At 43.6% G+C, this 15,970-nt stretch carries 12 protein-coding genes; 10 read left to right on the top strand and 2 right to left on the bottom strand.

What is annotated here, in order from left to right; translation table 11 throughout:
- Positions 1 to 232 precede the first annotated feature (232 nt).
- The 8 genes from IP485_RS01485 to yfaE all read left to right on the top strand — a co-directional run bounded on the left by IP485_RS01485 (position 233) and on the right by yfaE (position 7,752).
- Positions 233 to 616 carry a YbeD family protein gene (locus IP485_RS01485; protein WP_413787009.1) on the top strand — a complete coding sequence of 128 codons (384 nt, stop codon included), beginning with the start codon at positions 233 to 235 and terminating at the stop codon, positions 614 to 616.
- A gap of 528 nt (positions 617 to 1,144) precedes the next feature.
- Complete coding sequence (gene nrdA, locus IP485_RS01490; RefSeq protein ID WP_197175723.1) at positions 1,145 to 3,421, top strand: class 1a ribonucleoside-diphosphate reductase subunit alpha; 2,277 nt, start codon at positions 1,145 to 1,147, stop codon at positions 3,419 to 3,421.
- Positions 3,422 to 4,084: 663 nt separating this feature from the next.
- Complete coding sequence (locus IP485_RS01495; protein WP_198325693.1) at positions 4,085 to 4,972, top strand: hypothetical protein; 888 nt, start codon at positions 4,085 to 4,087, stop codon at positions 4,970 to 4,972.
- 171 nt (positions 4,973 to 5,143) lie between these two features.
- Positions 5,144 to 5,395, top strand: coding sequence for a type II toxin-antitoxin system Phd/YefM family antitoxin (locus tag IP485_RS01500; protein ID WP_020443322.1), 252 nt, complete (start codon positions 5,144 to 5,146; stop codon positions 5,393 to 5,395).
- Positions 5,385 to 5,672, top strand: a complete 288-nt coding sequence (locus tag IP485_RS01505; protein ID WP_010198775.1) for a type II toxin-antitoxin system RelE family toxin — start codon at positions 5,385 to 5,387, stop codon at positions 5,670 to 5,672. Before IP485_RS01500 ends, IP485_RS01505 begins: the two co-directional genes overlap by 11 nt.
- 94 nt (positions 5,673 to 5,766) lie before the next feature.
- Positions 5,767 to 6,159, top strand: a complete 393-nt coding sequence (locus IP485_RS01510) for a hypothetical protein (RefSeq protein WP_198325694.1) — start codon at positions 5,767 to 5,769, stop codon at positions 6,157 to 6,159.
- 88 nt (positions 6,160 to 6,247) lie between these two features.
- Positions 6,248 to 7,381 (top strand): class Ia ribonucleoside-diphosphate reductase subunit beta, encoded by a 1,134-nt coding sequence (nrdB, locus tag IP485_RS01515; RefSeq protein WP_198325695.1) that lies wholly within the window; start codon positions 6,248 to 6,250, stop codon positions 7,379 to 7,381.
- A gap of 101 nt (positions 7,382 to 7,482) precedes the next feature.
- Positions 7,483 to 7,752, top strand: coding sequence for a class I ribonucleotide reductase maintenance protein YfaE (gene yfaE / locus IP485_RS01520; protein ID WP_198325696.1), 270 nt, complete (start codon positions 7,483 to 7,485; stop codon positions 7,750 to 7,752).
- A gap of 164 nt (positions 7,753 to 7,916) precedes the next feature.
- Here the strand turns inward: yfaE and IP485_RS01525 are convergent, their stop codons facing one another.
- Positions 7,917 to 9,257: a S1C family serine protease gene (locus IP485_RS01525; protein ID WP_198325697.1), complete on the bottom strand. Its 1,341-nt coding sequence runs from the start codon at positions 9,255 to 9,257 to the stop codon at positions 7,917 to 7,919.
- Between the two features lie 316 nt (positions 9,258 to 9,573).
- On the opposite strand from IP485_RS01525, the gene IP485_RS01530 reads away from it, so the two are divergent.
- Together IP485_RS01530 and IP485_RS01535 are read left to right on the top strand one after the other, a co-directional pair.
- On the top strand, positions 9,574 to 10,383 hold the full coding sequence (locus tag IP485_RS01530; RefSeq protein ID WP_227686362.1) for a Nif3-like dinuclear metal center hexameric protein: 810 nt from the start codon (positions 9,574 to 9,576) through the stop codon (positions 10,381 to 10,383).
- 1,074 nt (positions 10,384 to 11,457) lie between these two features.
- The gene (locus IP485_RS01535) at positions 11,458 to 12,666 is read left to right on the top strand and encodes a transglycosylase SLT domain-containing protein (protein ID WP_198325699.1); all 1,209 of its coding nucleotides are present in this window, start codon (positions 11,458 to 11,460) and stop codon (positions 12,664 to 12,666) included.
- 170 nt (positions 12,667 to 12,836) lie between these two features.
- On the opposite strand, the gene IP485_RS01540 is transcribed toward IP485_RS01535, so the two are convergent.
- Positions 12,837 to 15,806 (bottom strand): LysM peptidoglycan-binding domain-containing protein, encoded by a 2,970-nt coding sequence (locus IP485_RS01540; RefSeq protein WP_198325700.1) that lies wholly within the window; start codon positions 15,804 to 15,806, stop codon positions 12,837 to 12,839.
- Positions 15,807 to 15,970: the final 164 nt, after the last annotated feature.

Raw genomic sequence — 15,970 nt, forward strand, 5'->3', positions numbered from 1 at the left:
CATCTACATTCGGTTGCCTTGTACTACTTTTAAATTGAATCGACTATAGCTTGACTGATTTAAATGCCACTTACGACCATACTGAGCCTGTCTCAGATTTTTGCGTTATGATTTTGGCATTATTCAAGCGCATGTTTTACTGATTTAATGTCTAACCAGAGATTTCTTAATTATTTATTGCTTATTACTTATTAACTTTTTCTTATTTATCTATAAAAGCGAGGCACACATCATGAGTGATGATTCAAAAGACACTGATAATCAAAACACTAATCAAAGCGCCAAAGAAGTTACCATGACGGACATGACACCTAATGAAGGCGTCTTAAAAGGTAAAAGAACAGACATCCAAAATCCAGATCTTTGGGATTTTCCGATGAACTATCCGCTCAGCATCATTGGTCACGAAGGCGAGCATGAGGGCTTGCTTAATGAAGTAAAGCTGATCCTCGGTAGTCAGTTCCCTGATTTTGATTTGGCCTCTATAGAAGTTAAGCCATCTAAAACGGGTCGCTTTCATTCAGTACGCGTCAATTTATACCTCACAGACGCCGAACAAGTGAATACACTTTACGCGTCACTAGACAATGCCAAAACAGTTCGCATGGTCGTATAAACAGGTAATGAGTGTTTAGAAAAAAACAAGCCCTTTTCCGTCCAAATCGTCACTCATATGGGTGGCGATTTTTTGTGGTTTGGTGTACAATCTGCGCCCGCATTATTGCCGGTATGTTCCCTATTATCTGCCAACAATAACCGACAAAATAAAAATCAAACCGTCACGATATTTTTACAAAAAATTTATGATGAGCGCATTTGCGTCTAACCCTTATCCCATCGTCCTTTGCCAAAATTTGGACTGTCTACAACCTTGTAGCAACATAGTTTTATTCTAAAATCAATATAGTATTTTGAAAATTTTCCCGCTATATTGTGCCTACCAATTAACAAACACGCTATATGTAGTACTCAGTGATTTTAATCATCACTACGAGTATCGGGTATTTTTTGCCTAAAAAAAGAGCAGCTAACGCCAGCAGTTACTATGTTTAGATAGCGTGTTTAGATAAGCAGTACGATAAAAAACGTTGAGCGGGCTTTACCGCTCTACGAATAATATAAGCAACCAAAAATAGAGGCCAGCATGACACATATCGACAAAATCAAAGTGACCAAACGTGACGGACGATTAGAACTTATTGATTTGGATAAAATTCATAAGGTAATCGAATGGGCCGCTCACGGCTTGGACAATGTGTCTGTGTCACAAGTTGAGCTAAAATCGCACATCCAGTTTTATGAAGGCATCAAAACTCGTGATATCCACGAGACGATCATCAAGTCTGCTGCTGATCTTATCTCTGAAACCACGCCTGATTATCAATATCTAGCGGCGCGTTTGGCTATTTTCCATCTACGTAAGATTGCTTACAACAAATTCACGCCTCCGCATCTGTATGATCATGTCAAAACGCTAACTGATGCTGGCAAATATGATGAGCATATCCTAGCTGACTATAGCCGTGCTGAATTTGACGAGTTAGAAGAGTACCTTGATCACTGGCGCGATATGAATCTTGCGTATGCCGCTGTTGAGCAAATGGCAGGCAAATACCTCGTCCAAGACCGCGTCAGCAAAACCGTCTTTGAAAGCCCTCAGTTCTTGTACATGCTGGTTGGTATGTGCTTGTTCAGCCGTTATGAGAAGTCAGAGCGTATGAACTATGTGAAGCGCTTCTATGATGCGACCTCACAATTCAAAATCTCACTACCAACGCCTATCATGTCTGGTGTGCGTACGCCATCGCGTCAGTTTAGCTCGTGCGTATTGATTGAATGTGGTGATAGCCTAGACTCAATCAACGCGACCACCAGCGCCATCGTACGCTATGTGTCACAGCGTGCTGGTATCGGCATCAACGCAGGTCGTATCCGCGCCCTTGGTAGCCCTATCCGTGGCGGCGAAGCACAGCACACTGGTTGTATCCCATTCTATAAATTGTTCCAAACTGCTGTTAAATGCTGCTCACAAGGCGGCGTCCGTGGCGGTGCAGCGACTCTATTTTACCCACTGTGGCATTTAGAAGTTGAGTCGTTACTGGTACTGAAAAACAACCGCGGCGTCGAAGACAACCGTGTCCGTCATATGGATTACGGCGTACAGTTAAATAAAACGATGTACACTCGCCTCATCAAAGGTCAAGACATCTCGCTATTCTCACCAGGTGATACGCCTGGCTTGTATGATGCGTTCTTTGAAGATCAAGACAAATTCGAAGAGTTATACACCAAGTACGAAAATGACCCTGCTATTCGTAGCCGTCAAATCCCAGCAGCAGACTTGTTCAGTCTAATGATGCAAGAGCGCGCCAGTACGGGTCGTATCTATATCCAAAACGTCGATCATTGCAACACGCATAGCCCATTTGACGCGACGGTTGCGCCGATTCGCCAGTCAAACCTATGCATGGAAATTGCGCTACCGACCAAGCCACTTGATAACATCAATGACGAAGAGGGCGAAATCGCCCTATGTACGCTATCAGCGGTCAACTTGGGTAAAGTCGAAAACGTCAGCGACATCGAAGAGCCAGCCGAGCTAATCGTCCGTGCGCTTGATGCCCTGCTCGATTATCAAGACTATCCAGTAAAAGCCGCTCAAAACGGCAGCATGCGTCGCCGTACGCTCGGTGTGGGCGTGATTAACTATGCTTATTACCTTGCCAAGAATGGCGTACGCTATTCAGACGACAGCGCGCTTGGTCTAACCCATCAAACGTTTGAAGCATTGCAATTCTATCTCTTGAAAGCGTCAAACAAATTGGCAAAAGAGCAAGGCGCGTGCCCTGCGTTCAATGAGACGACGTACTCACAAGGTATCTTGCCGATTGATACGTACAAAGCTGACTTGGATAAAATCTGCCAAGAGCCGCTACATCTCGATTGGGAGACGCTACGTGGCGAGATCACGGAGCACGGTCTACGCAACTCTACCCTAACCGCCTTGATGCCGTCTGAGACTTCTAGTCAGATCGCCAACGCGACCAACGGTATCGAGCCACCGCGCGGTCTGGTCTCTATCAAAGCGTCAAAAGACGGTATCTTAAAACAGGTCGTGCCTGAGATTACGACGCTAAAGGATCAGTACGAGCTACTGTGGCAAATGCCAAACAATGACGGTTACCTAAAGCTGGTCGCCGTCATGCAGAAGTTCGTCGATCAAAGTATCTCTGCCAACACCAATTACGATCCAGTTCGTTATGCTGGTGGCCGTGTGCCGATGAAGATATTGCTAAAAGACTTGCTAAACGCTTATAAAATGGGTGTGAAGACGTTGTACTACCATAACACTCGTGATGGTGCGAACGATGCCCAAGCGGATATGGAAGATGATTGTGCTGGCGGTGCGTGTAAGATCTAGGTTTGCAAGAGATATTCTTTAAATAGAATTTCTGGTGGATGGCGTGTTTGGCTTTTGGGTTAAGCTCGTCATCTACCACTAATATATAGTTGAAAGGTTTTAAAATTTGTTTGGTACTACAAGTAATAGGCAATAAAAATGGCAAAGACGATTTCTCATCTTTGCCATTGGAGATATTAAATATTGGCGTATTTAATATCAGGGAGTTAAGACTATTGACTTCCACAAGTGGTAAGAAAATAAAGTAGTACTCCACATACAGGCTGCTATTCTAATTTAAAACTTATCCCTTGTCCAAAGAAACCGTGAAGTGATAGTCACAAATGTTTCAGCTCAGGAGTAATGAGCATGGAAAAATATCGTGATATCGATGGTAACTCTGGTATAAGCACATATGAGGTCGGTGACGATTTCATAATTGTGTGTTTTAAGAAAGGTGGTATGTATCTGTATAACTATTCTATAACTGGTTCTAATCATGTTAACGAAATGATAGAGCTAGCTAGGATGGGAGATGGACTTAACAGATACATAAACTTAAACATTGAACACGCTAGTGCTAGAAAAATAGCATAGGTGTTTAGTCTGACCTCCATGGTTTAGTGTTAGGGTGTTTCGACACCTTGGCACTATTAAGTATAAGTTGCTAAGAGGGATAGGAATTTGAATATTTCAGTTAGTAAAAAGCATTTTTTGAGAATTACTACTTGGGATGATATTTATAAAATGAGTGGATATACTGACTCATTAGATCCTAAGAAGGAGAAATTAAAGCAAGTTATTAATAAATATGAACTTCCAAACAAGGGTAGATGCGGTTTATCAAATTGTCGCACACCTCATAATATCGGATGTATTGTTGAAACTGAATCTGGTAGGTTGACTAATTTAGGAAATGACTGTGGCAAGAAGTATTTTGGAGAAAACTTTACGTCCTTGAGTAACAAACTTAGTAAAGAGATTGATTACTCAAACAAAATCGAGAATATAAAATTAGCTAAATTGAATATTGCTGAAAACTATAGAAAGTTAAATGAAATAGAAGCTGATTGGAAAAAGATTGAAAGCCTTTATAGAACTATAAAATCTGAAGGTCTTGATGGGCTATATGACAAGTTAGAACAAATGAAGCATAGTAAGAGTTCCATTATTGCAATACAGCGTAGAGCTACAAAAACTGAGATTGAACTTGAAGAGGTTAGAACAGGAAAAAATGTTCAAAGTCCTTTTTATGTTGCTGAGGGTTTAGGTAATTTGAAGGGTCTAAGCTATCTTATTGATAGAGTTAAAATTAAGGCTATTCTTCAAAGCAACGATGTAATTCTTGAAAGCTTAAATAAGTTTGATGAAAGTAATACGACCTTTAAAGATCTCAATAAAATGATCAAAGATATTGAAAGTTTACAAGATAGTATTCGTGAAGCTTATAGTATTATATTAGAAGGTTTCAAATTATTTGAATCAGATAATATGAAACAATTTACGCCTTTGATAAGTAGTAAAAGGCATAGAAAATTAAAAAGGTTTTTAAATTGTTGCTTTAAGAGCTAACAAGCTTAAGTTGGATGGAGCCTGCAACACCTAACGATTAGATAGATATTAGTTGTAAGGTGCGCGAGGCACACCCTACAAATTACATGTGAAGAGATTAAATAATAAGACCTAATTTTTGTGCTAAAATTAGCCCTATATTTAGAGCATAATATTAGCGGAGAATGAGTCATGCAACCCATATTTGCCACACAGACAGCCAGTATCTCAGAATTAAAGGCCAACCCATCGGCACTGATCAAACAGTCAGACGGTGAGTCCATTGCTATCTTAAACCACAATAAACCCGTGGCTTACTTAGTCTCGACAGACGTCTTTGAGCGCATGATGGAAGCGATGGACGACATGGCATTAAGCCAAACCGTTAGCGCACGATTGAATGATGGGCAGATACCGATAAAGGTAACGTTGGATGACTTATAATCTTGAGTTTCATCCTTTGGCATTAAAAGAGTGGAAAAAGATAGCACCAAATATTCAGCAGCAGTTTAAGAAAAAATTACAGCAGCGATTGTCAAACCCTCATGTACCTGCGTCAAAACTATCGGGACATACCGATACTTATAAAATCAAACTACGCACCGTAGGCTATCGTCTGGTATATACCGTAAAAGATGATGTGGTGGTGGTTTATGTATTGGCAGTTGGCAAAAGAGAAAACAATAAAGTATATGACAATCTTGCGACGCGCCAGCCATGATGAAGCTAAGACATTGACACAGTTATCATAAAAGGCGTCCAGCGCTATCAAAGAAATATAGAAACACACAAACAATAAAAACGACGGAGGTCATGTGCAATATACCGCAATCATCAAAGACGGTGGTTTGTTTATCCCAAACGTATTTTCAGACCTAAACGATGGTGGCTCGCATATCGTACAAGTGGAAGTCGACATGGCAGATGTCCGTGAGCAATTGGACATAAGTGCCGACGCCAAGACAGACACCGTAACATCAGTCAAAAAACCACTGAAAAGACAGCTAAAAAAAGACACGCAAAAGCCATCGGCTAAGCAAACCCCTAAGCCCTCATCGAAGCAACCACTCGATATGGATTTGGACACGCTGCGCCAGAGTGCAGTCGATGAACTAGAAGGACTGGACGATAGTGAGCTGAGTGAAATATTCAAAGCTTATATGAACGATGGACAAGCATCGTCACAGATATCACTAGAGAACTTATAGCAAAATCCACCACACCGTTTTGCAAACACGTTTAAAGCAATATTATCCCTATTTAAATAATAACCGTATCCATTATAAAGGCAGTCTCATGACTTACTCGATTTTTTCTCAAACGCCAAACAATGCGCTAACAGAGCCGATGTTCTTTGGTCAGCCCGTCAACGTGGCACGCTATGACCAACAAAAGCACCCTATCTTTGAGCAATTGATAGAAAAGCAGCTGTCGTTCTTTTGGCGTCCAGAAGAAGTCGATGTGTCAAAAGACCGCATCGATTTTAGCAACCTATCATCGCATGAGCAGCACATATTTTTGAGTAACCTCAAATACCAGACCCTACTCGACTCTATCCAAGGTCGTAGCCCAAACGTGGTGCTATTGCCATTGGTGTCTATCCCTGAGCTAGAGACATGGATTGAGACATGGTCGTTCTCTGAGACCATTCACTCGCGCAGCTATACGCATATCATTCGTAACATCGTCAATGATCCAAACATTATCTTTGATGACATTATGCAAAACGAGCATATCTTAGGCCGTGCCTCTGATATCGCCCAGTACTATGATGAGCTGTACCGCAACTCACAGCTATATAGCTTGTATGGTCCGGGTACGCACAACATCAATGGCACACAAGTCACTGTTGACCTAAAATCTCTCAAAAAGCAGATGTATCTGTGCATCATGGCGGTCAACGTCTTAGAAGCCATTCGTTTCTATGTGTCGTTTGCTTGCTCATTCGCCTTTGCTGAGCGTAAATTGATGGAAGGTAATGCCAAAATCATCAAGCTAATCGCTCGTGATGAAGCGCTGCATTTGACTGGTACGCAGCACATGCTTAACCTCATGCGCAATGGTCGTGACGATCCTGAAATGGTCGAGATTGCTGCAGAGTGTTTCGATGAAAGCGTTGAGATCTTCCGCAAGGCTGCCGAGCAAGAAAAAGAATGGGCAGGCTATCTGTTCAAAGATGGTTCGATGATTGGTCTGAACAAAGACATTCTGTGCCAATATATCGAATTCATCACCAACTTGCGTATGGAAGCGGTGGGCTTACCGTCAGTATTCCCGAAATCGAAATCAAATCCGATTCCGTGGATCAATACGTGGTTGTCATCTGATAATGTGCAAGTCGCGCCGCAAGAGACCGAAATCAGCTCGTACTTGGTCGGTCAGATTGATTCTGATTTGTCAGACAGCGACTTTGATGACTTTGAACTGTAATAATTTTACGCTTTAATAGTACTTTAGGCGTTAGTAGTGTTTTACGTTTCAATGGCGGTAGGATATAGCAGCAGGATAGCCAAATCCAAATAGGATGAATTATGACGTGGGTAATGACCAGTAAGCAGCAGTTTTACTTGCATGACGATGAGAGTCTGCTCGATGGACTGCTGCGCACCGGACATGAGGTTAATTATCAATGCCGCGAGGGTTACTGCGGCAGTTGCCGAGTCAAGCGGATTGCCAGCTCACACACCATTGATTATCCGTTTGAGCCACTCGCGATGATTGACGAGGATGAGATACTGCCCTGCTGTTGCCGTGTGCGAGGGGTCGTTTATATCAATCATGAGCCAATCGCTAAGTCGTAGCAGATTTATGAATAGAAGATACTAACTGCCCGATAAACCAGCCCCAATAAAAAGCGCGCCCCTTTATGTAAAGGGGCGCGCTTTTTTATGCTATAAGCTAAATGAATGTGCTGTCCTATAAATACATTATAAGTCAGCACATAGTTGTAAGAATAACCTACGACTTACTGCGTTGCAGCATCTTGTTCAAACAGTTTCATAAGCTCCTCACGCATACGGTCACGCTCTGCCTTTGACATCATGGGCGTCTCTTCATCACCGTGAATGTTTGGCTGCTCTATTCCACCTTCTTCCATGCCACCCATGTTGTCATCTTGCAACACCACTGGTTGCACAATCGGCTCTTGGGCTGGACGCTCCTCAAGTAAAATACTGACTTGAGCATTCTTACCTTTGCGCAGTATTTGAGCATTAAGCGTGGTATCTGGTGCCTTACGAGCGACATATTGAATCAAGGTGTTGGCATCTGTCATCTCGACATCATCGATGGTCAAAATAATATCACCAACGCGTAAACCACTCTTGGCCGCAGGGCTTTGATCGATGACGTTTAGCACTTCTACGCCTGTTGAGGTCTCAAGCTGAGTAGGATCACGTAGCTGCGACTGAATCTCGATACCTAGCCAGCCTCGACTGACACGGCCATCTTTGATCAAGGCGTTCATAACTTGCTCTACGATAGCCGTAGGAATGGCAAAGCCAATACCCATCGAGCCACCAGAGCGCGAGAATATAACGGTGTTGATACCGACCAATTCACCACGAGCATCCACAAGCGCCCCGCCTGAGTTACCGGGGTTGATCGCAGCATCTGTTTGAATGAAGTCTTCAAATTTATTGACCCCAAGTCCCGTACGGCCTGTCGCTGAGATAATCCCTTGGGTCACTGTTTGACCGACACCAAATGGATTGCCAATCGCTAGCGCCAAGTCTCCGACACGAATAGGATTTTCGCGGAAGCCAAGTGGCGTTAGTCCTGTCATATCAACCTTAATAACGGCTAGATCGCTATCAGGGTCAGTACCGATGACTTTAGCGCGGCTTTTGCGGCCATCGTTAAATGCGACGGTAATCTCAGCTGCTTTTTCGATCACATGGGCATTGGTCACGATGTAACCGTCTTCTGAGACGATGACACCAGACCCTAAGTTGGTTGAGTCTTGATCTTGTGCAGGCCCGCTATGATTTTCAAAAAACCGGCGCAGCACAGGGTCATCCATATAAGGATGCTCTGCCATAGTCTGCGTGGTATAGATATTCACCACCGACTGTGATGCCCGTGCCACCGCATTATGATAAGAAGAGATCGGTGCTGGCGTATCTGCCACCGGCTCTGACGCTTGTTGATCAGCTGCTGAGGTTCTCGGCGGCTCCCATGTGGCCTGCGATGTCGACTTCATACTCGTGAACAACCAGATAAACGCTGCCAATACTAATAGCAGTAAGACCCATGGCAACCATTTTAATAAAGACGCCTTGTTATTGGTGTTCTGGGATGACGACATATAAAACCTCTATAAATTTAATGCAAACGGACAGTAGAAAACAGAGTGAGATGCCTACAATTTCTCAGATATTATTGCTTGGTTAGCGATTGATGACCCGCTAGGCAGACTCACATGTATAAATTATAACCGCAATGCCGTGAAATAGTAACGTATCGTGTACCATTTCAGTTATCCATCTTCTCTACTCTTTTACAGCAGCATGTTAAAATAACTGCTATAAAAATATGCCTTAAAGAGCGATTGATTATTTTTTCTCTTAAGTGACTGTACAGACCTCTCATAATAATAAGGAAATCTAATGAATGAGAACCCTATGACATCTGCATCTTCGAACAAAAGCATCAGCACGCAAGCATTGACGCAATTTTGTGATGACTACTTATCAGCCAGTGCCTTTAAAGACTATGCACCAAATGGCCTACAAGTTGATGGTGGACGACCTATCCAACGTATCGTGACAGGGGTAACAGCTTGTGAGGCATTGATTGATGCCGCCATCGCTGACAATGCCGATGTGATTATGGTACATCATGGGTATTTTTGGAAAGGTGAGCCTGCCCCGCTGACTGGTATGAAAGGTCAGCGTGTCCGCAAATTGATGCAACATGGTATCTCGATGATTGGCTATCACTTACCGCTGGATGCACATCCTGTCGTTGGCAACAATGCCATGCTCGCTGAGATGCTAGATCTGACCGTCACTGGTGCACTCTATCCTAATGAGTCACATCCTGTTGGCAATATTGCTACTTGCACACCGCAAAGCGCAGATGCTCTGATAGCAAAAATCAGCCAAGCGCTAGGGCGCACGCCACTCCATATCTCAGCTGAGTATCATGAGGATGCTCGTACCAAAACAAGCGATAGATTGATAGAACGTGTTGGCATCTGTACGGGCGGCGCGCAAGACATGATTGAGCAGGCAGCCATCATGGGCTGTGATGCGTTTATCTCTGGTGAGATATCTGAGCGCACCACCCATATCGCGCGTGAGCTTGGTATTGATTATTTTGCTTGTGGACATCACGCGACCGAGCGTGGCGGTATTCAAGCGCTCGGTGAGATAGTTGCCAGTGAATTTGGACTGCCTGTGACATTTATTGATATTCATAATCCAGCGTAAAACAGTCGAGCTGTCTCGGTTTTACAGCATCGGTTTTAAAGGAAACATGCTGCGGCAGGAGGACTGAACAAGCCAATAGCAACGATTGCCATAAACTCATAATGATTCAAATCTGACTTGGCTCTTATTTAGAGTCATATAGTATAGGTTGTAATATCACATATAAAACGGTCAAACAATTCACCGTTCGTATCTCTATTGTTAAGTTTTATCGATTTTTTCTTAACTATACTTGAATAATACAAACAGTGACCTCATATTGATAGTTGTAAGAATGAATGTTTTGTCATGAAACTTCCCATTATTATAGCTTCCGGTTATGTCTCCAAAACACTGTTGGTAGATGATTAGATTTTTATCGTGCTAAATAAACGATGAATTTTAAGCGTCTGCTGTCTTAATACTGTGTCTGCACGCTATATATTGCAGACAGAGTGTTGTGTATTTTAGAGTCGCAGTGATGATCTTGTATCGCTCAATTGATAAATAAATTTGTTATCTAACAATTGTGATTATGATACTCGACCTCATTGCTGGACAAAGAATGTTGATACTGAGTTTTCTATTATCAGTAATACAGAGTATTGCTTTTTATCAATGTTAGCAAAGTGACAGCATCTGATTATATTTGCCTGAGTGGCAAATATGATACCAGTGCTTTATGCTATGTTTTTGTCTCAATAACTTACTCATGACCTTACCTATGTTTAATATATAGGTTTTTTCTACTTGCCATATTGAGTCATCGATGAGGGAATCATCCGATCCATATCCTTCATGTTGTCGTGTGTGTATTTTTTAGGATGCTGTCCTAAAGGATGCTTTGAGCCATCGCTTTTGACATTCGCATGCTTCACTTATGATTGGCTAGTAGATTAAACATACCACTAACTCTTTGAGCTAACCCTTAGAGAGAGTACCCTAGTGGCCCTATCATTAAACAAGATAAAATGGCACTTATCCTATTAAGAAGTGTCGTTTTATCTGAAATGCAATATCACTATATGTCCTATGATTGGCATATATTCGTATGCGTTTTGCGGTAAGAAGGATGGCTAAAATCAGGAGACATCCATGCAGCGTATTACTTATCGTGTAAAAGTATCTGCGCAAGGGGCCAAACGCCGTATTTCTTATTTACTGCGTCCATCTAAACGCCTACTGAACACCAAAAGTAACATCGTTTCATCCGTTACCCCTATTGCGTCTAATCGTTTTGCCAGAACCAAGAAGCTGGCACAAATATCTAGTATTGCCCTACTCTCTTTGCCCGCTGAGAGTCTGACGACCGTTAACACTTCAATACCAGCCTATGACAATGTCATGCTGGAGAATACCTTGACCATCGCTGCGGTGCCTGGCGATAGCACTTACTTTGCGACTGATGGTTTCCAGCATGGGTTTGGCTTTGATTTGGTACGTACTTATGCCGACGAGCTGGGTGTCGATATCAATCTAAAAGCTTATGCTAGTGAAGAAGCGGCGCTAAAAGCACTGAGATCAGGCAATGCTGACATGGCGTTGACCACTGCCAGCACCAAGCTAAAAAGCCAGCTGAATTTATCTTCCGTCAACGTCAGCTGCGGCTATGATGCCAGCCTGACCAAAAATGGCCTGCATCCAAAGGTTAGCTGGACGTTTAGCTCGTCAAATGACCCACTATCAAAAAAAGCCAGTTACTTCTTGTGTGATAGCATTAAATTGCAGAACACACAAAAGCTAGCCGCGTTCTACAATCAAAACTTGCTAAAAGATGCCTATAGTCAGGACCACTTCCAAAAAACACTAACAGAAAAACTGCCAGACTATCAGTCATCCTTTGAAGAGCAAGCACGCAATTACAATCATGATTGGGAGCTGTTGGTTGCTATGGGCTATCAAGAATCTCATCTTGATGCAGATGCCGTGTCTCCAACAGGTGTACGTGGCCTCATGATGCTGACCAACAATACCGCCAAAGCCATGGGCGTCTCAGACCGTGTCGATCCGTATCAAAGCATCGGAGGCGGTGCACGTTATCTAGAGCAGATGAAAGCAGATTTTGCTGATGTACCTAAAACTGATCGTATTTGGTTTGCGCTTGCTGGTTATAATATGGGCCCAAATGCGGTCAAAAGTATCCAGCGCAAATTACGCGCCCAAGGCATCGATGATAAAAGCTGGGCAAATATCTATGCCTATCTCGCTGATAACAGAGCGTCTAATAGTCGCTATGGACAAGCGATGCATTATGTGAGTAATATCAGAAGCTATCTTGAGACGATTAAAACCCAGACTGTCTAATCTACAGCTATTATTAGATTTTTGAGAACTGAGTTTTTAGACACAAAAAAGCTGCTCTTAATAAGAGCAGCTTTTTTGTGTGGTACGATTTTATTAAACACGTTTAAAACCATGTGTTAAAACATTGGAACGATATCTAGTTAGATATTATTCCAGTAATTCACTTCTTATTAGCGATTAGGGACAGTCAGACGCTGACCACGTTGCAGCATAGTATTAGCAGCGATATCATTCATGTCAGCCAACTCTTGCGTCGATACGCCATATTTACGTGCGAGACCAATTAAGCTATCACCTGAACCAACCGTATAACTTACCGTTGCTTTTGGTACTTTAAGGGTCTGTCCACGCTGCAATTGCGCATTGGTCGCCAAGTCATTTGTCGCAGCCAAGTCCTCTACAGAGACCCCAAATTGACGAGCCAGCGCAATCAAACCATCGCCGGATTTGACTTTATAGCTCTCAGTGTTGCCAAGCTTGGTACCACTACTCGCTGTGCTACTAGTTTTACTACTGCTAGTAGAGCCGCTGCTCTGATTACTAGGGGCACTTGTAGCGCTACCATTAGCAGGAATGGTAATGGTACGGCCCAGTATTAGATTGGAATTGGTATTCAAGTTATTTGCTGATGCCAAATCACTTAGTCCGATATTGTAACGTTTGGCCACACCAGTGAGCGTATCGCCTGATTGGACTTTATAGCTGACTGCCTTATCATTCAACTGACGATCGACCAGCTCTTTAGAAGCAGGCACTTTGATCGTCTGTCCACGTTGCAAGCGAGCTTTAGCATCAAAGTTACTGTTTACAGCAGCCAATTCGGCGGCGCTAACACCCACACTATTAGCAATACCAATCAAGGTATCGCCTGATTGGACTTTATAATTGGTGGTTGCCACTGAGCTTGAGCTACTACTAGAGCTAGAGCTGCTGCTTGGCGCAGAAAAGTCTGCGGTCGCAGGCACTTTAAGCGTTTGACCCACATATAACGAGCCTGTGGTACTCATGTTATTAAGACTGGCTAACGTATCCGTCGACACGCCGAACTGACGAGCAAGCGCAATCAGTCCATCACCTGCCTTCACTTTATAGTTTTTAGTCGCCGTTGATGATTTTTTTGGCTTAGTAGCAGGTGCAGCAGGTGTCGTCGCTGGCGCAGTCACTTTACCTGGTACTAGCCATAGCTTCTGACCTCTCAGCAAGTCAGCGCGGCTACTGAGATTGTTATAAGTAGCAAGCTGTGTGACCGATAAGCCAAAGCGATTGGCAGTACCGATAAGCGTATCACCACCTTGTACCACATAGCTCTCAGGCTGCGTGGCCGCGGTGTTACTAGCCGTACTTAACGGCTCAATATTTTTTGCATTATATAGATACAATGTGCTACCTGATAGCAGATTTGCACTGGCGTCTATTTGGTTCCATTCTGCAATATCGCGCCAATTCACACCAGCACGACTGGCGATGTTTGATAGCGTGTCACCACGATTGACCGTATAAGTCGTACGCGCGCCCTGTGGTTTTGGTTTACTGACTGAGGTTTTTGCAAAGCTGAGTTTTTTCTCAGCACCACTGGCTTCTAGGATTGACTGCTGTGTCTGCACGGCTGACAAGTTGATGTTACCATCCGCATTAATGACATTGGTCTCAGACGTACTGGTACGAATTTGATTGGCAATAAAGTCGCGCTCTTCTTTGCTCAGTGGTGGCTCTTGAACGATGGTGTTGTTCTGAGTAATCTGAGCGGAAGTCGTCGGCAGACTGTTACTACTCTTGAACTCAGCATTGATCTTTTTGGTCTCTGCAGCGCTCAATGGTGGCTCAGTACGCGTCGTCGTATTGCCATATGATGAACTGCTGGTTAATGTAACTGACGGCGAGATATAGCTGGTCGTCTGCTGAGGTACGCTTGCACTGGCCGCATAATCCGCCAATGCACTACCATTAGATGGGAGTGACGACGAGGTATATGGCTTATTGTTGTAGCTTGGGGTCGTTGTCGCTGGAGTGCTTGTATTACTAGCTGCCAATACATTACCTGTGCCATTGCCTCTTAGTAAGCTCAGTTTGGCATCGGTATTGACACTGACATCGTTAGGAATAATGACACGCTGCGGGCCTGATGAGTCGATACGGCCTGAGGTGAGAGCAGTATTGAGTCTTTGAAGCTCATCATACTCCACTCCTGTGAGCTGAGACACTTCAGATAAGCTAACGCCGTAATTGACCGGCACACTACGGAAATGCTGACGGTTGGCGATGGCTGGCAAGTACACACCGTACTGTTCTGGCTTGGCCACGATCTCAGCCACTGCCAAGAAACGTGGCACATAGTTCATCGTTTCAGTAGGCAATTGCAACGACCAATAATCTGTCGGCAAGCCACGTGCTGCATTGGCATCGATAGCTTTTTGCACACGTCCAGGACCAGCATTATAAGCGGCTAGAGCCAGCTCCCAGCTTCCAAACTGATTGTGTAATGCCGTCAAAAAATCATAAGCGGCACGTGTTGACTCGATAACATCGCGGCGACCATCATAGGTACTGCTTTGGTTCAGACCATATATGCGTCCCGTACTTGGAATAAACTGCCACAAACCTGCTGCTGCCGCACTACTCGTGCCACTTGGATCGTACGAGCTCTCAATCACTGGCAACAATGCCAGCTCCGTTGGAATATTACGGCGCTCTGCCTCTCGTACCGTATGGTATATATAACGACTGGCACGTGCAGTCAGGCGATTCAAATAGTCCTGTCTGCTGGTGAACCAGCTCTTTTGACCTTCAATACGCTGATTATAAACTGGCTGGCCGCCATTCATACGATAGCCAGCACGTAAACGATTCCATAAGTCACCATACTGCTGGATGGCGAGCTGGTTGCCCTCCACCATTGCCATATCACTGGCTTCTAGCAAATCTGCCAACTCATCCAAACTTTCTGCATCCAAATACGCAGTAGAATAATCTGTGCTAGTGGCTGGCGCAGCGGAAGGTTTGGTAACGACAGCTGAGCTAGTCTTCGCACCAGTATTTTTTACCGTTGACGTATTACTACACGCACTAATGAGCAAAGTTGAGACCGCAAGCGTCAATGGCAACGCAATAAATGAACGAGAGTGTGATAGCACAGTAGACATGATATGGAAAGTTTCCTAACGACGAAAGTTGATAAGATAAAACTGACAGCTAGTATAGTATGCAATGTGAAACAAAAACTAGCCTAACCTAAAAGATAATGCCAATAAATCAGAGAGTCATGGATATAAGTATCAACGTATTGATAAAACCTCTGACTACAATC

Source organism: Psychrobacter sp. NG27 (assembly GCF_016106655.1).
Lineage (GTDB): Bacteria > Pseudomonadota > Gammaproteobacteria > Pseudomonadales > Moraxellaceae > Psychrobacter.

Bases quoted from the DNA above. Each gene is read 5' to 3' on its own strand.
- nrdA (WP_197175723.1), top strand. From the start codon at position 1,145: ATGACACATATCGACAAAATCAAAGTGACCAAACGTGACGGACGATTA.
- IP485_RS01500 (WP_020443322.1), top strand. From the start codon at position 5,144: ATGCAACCCATATTTGCCACACAGACAGCCAGTATCTCAGAATTAAAG.
- IP485_RS01505 (WP_010198775.1), top strand. From the start codon at position 5,385: ATGACTTATAATCTTGAGTTTCATCCTTTGGCATTAAAAGAGTGGAAA.
- yfaE (WP_198325696.1), top strand. From the start codon at position 7,483: ATGACGTGGGTAATGACCAGTAAGCAGCAGTTTTACTTGCATGACGAT.
- IP485_RS01540 (WP_198325700.1), bottom strand. From the start codon at position 15,806: ATGTCTACTGTGCTATCACACTCTCGTTCATTTATTGCGTTGCCATTG.
- IP485_RS01535 (WP_198325699.1), top strand. From the start codon at position 11,458: ATGCAGCGTATTACTTATCGTGTAAAAGTATCTGCGCAAGGGGCCAAA.
- IP485_RS01525 (WP_198325697.1), bottom strand. From the start codon at position 9,257: ATGTCGTCATCCCAGAACACCAATAACAAGGCGTCTTTATTAAAATGG.
- IP485_RS01485 (WP_413787009.1), top strand. From the start codon at position 233: ATGAGTGATGATTCAAAAGACACTGATAATCAAAACACTAATCAAAGC.
- nrdB (WP_198325695.1), top strand. From the start codon at position 6,248: ATGACTTACTCGATTTTTTCTCAAACGCCAAACAATGCGCTAACAGAG.
- IP485_RS01530 (WP_227686362.1), top strand. From the start codon at position 9,574: ATGACATCTGCATCTTCGAACAAAAGCATCAGCACGCAAGCATTGACG.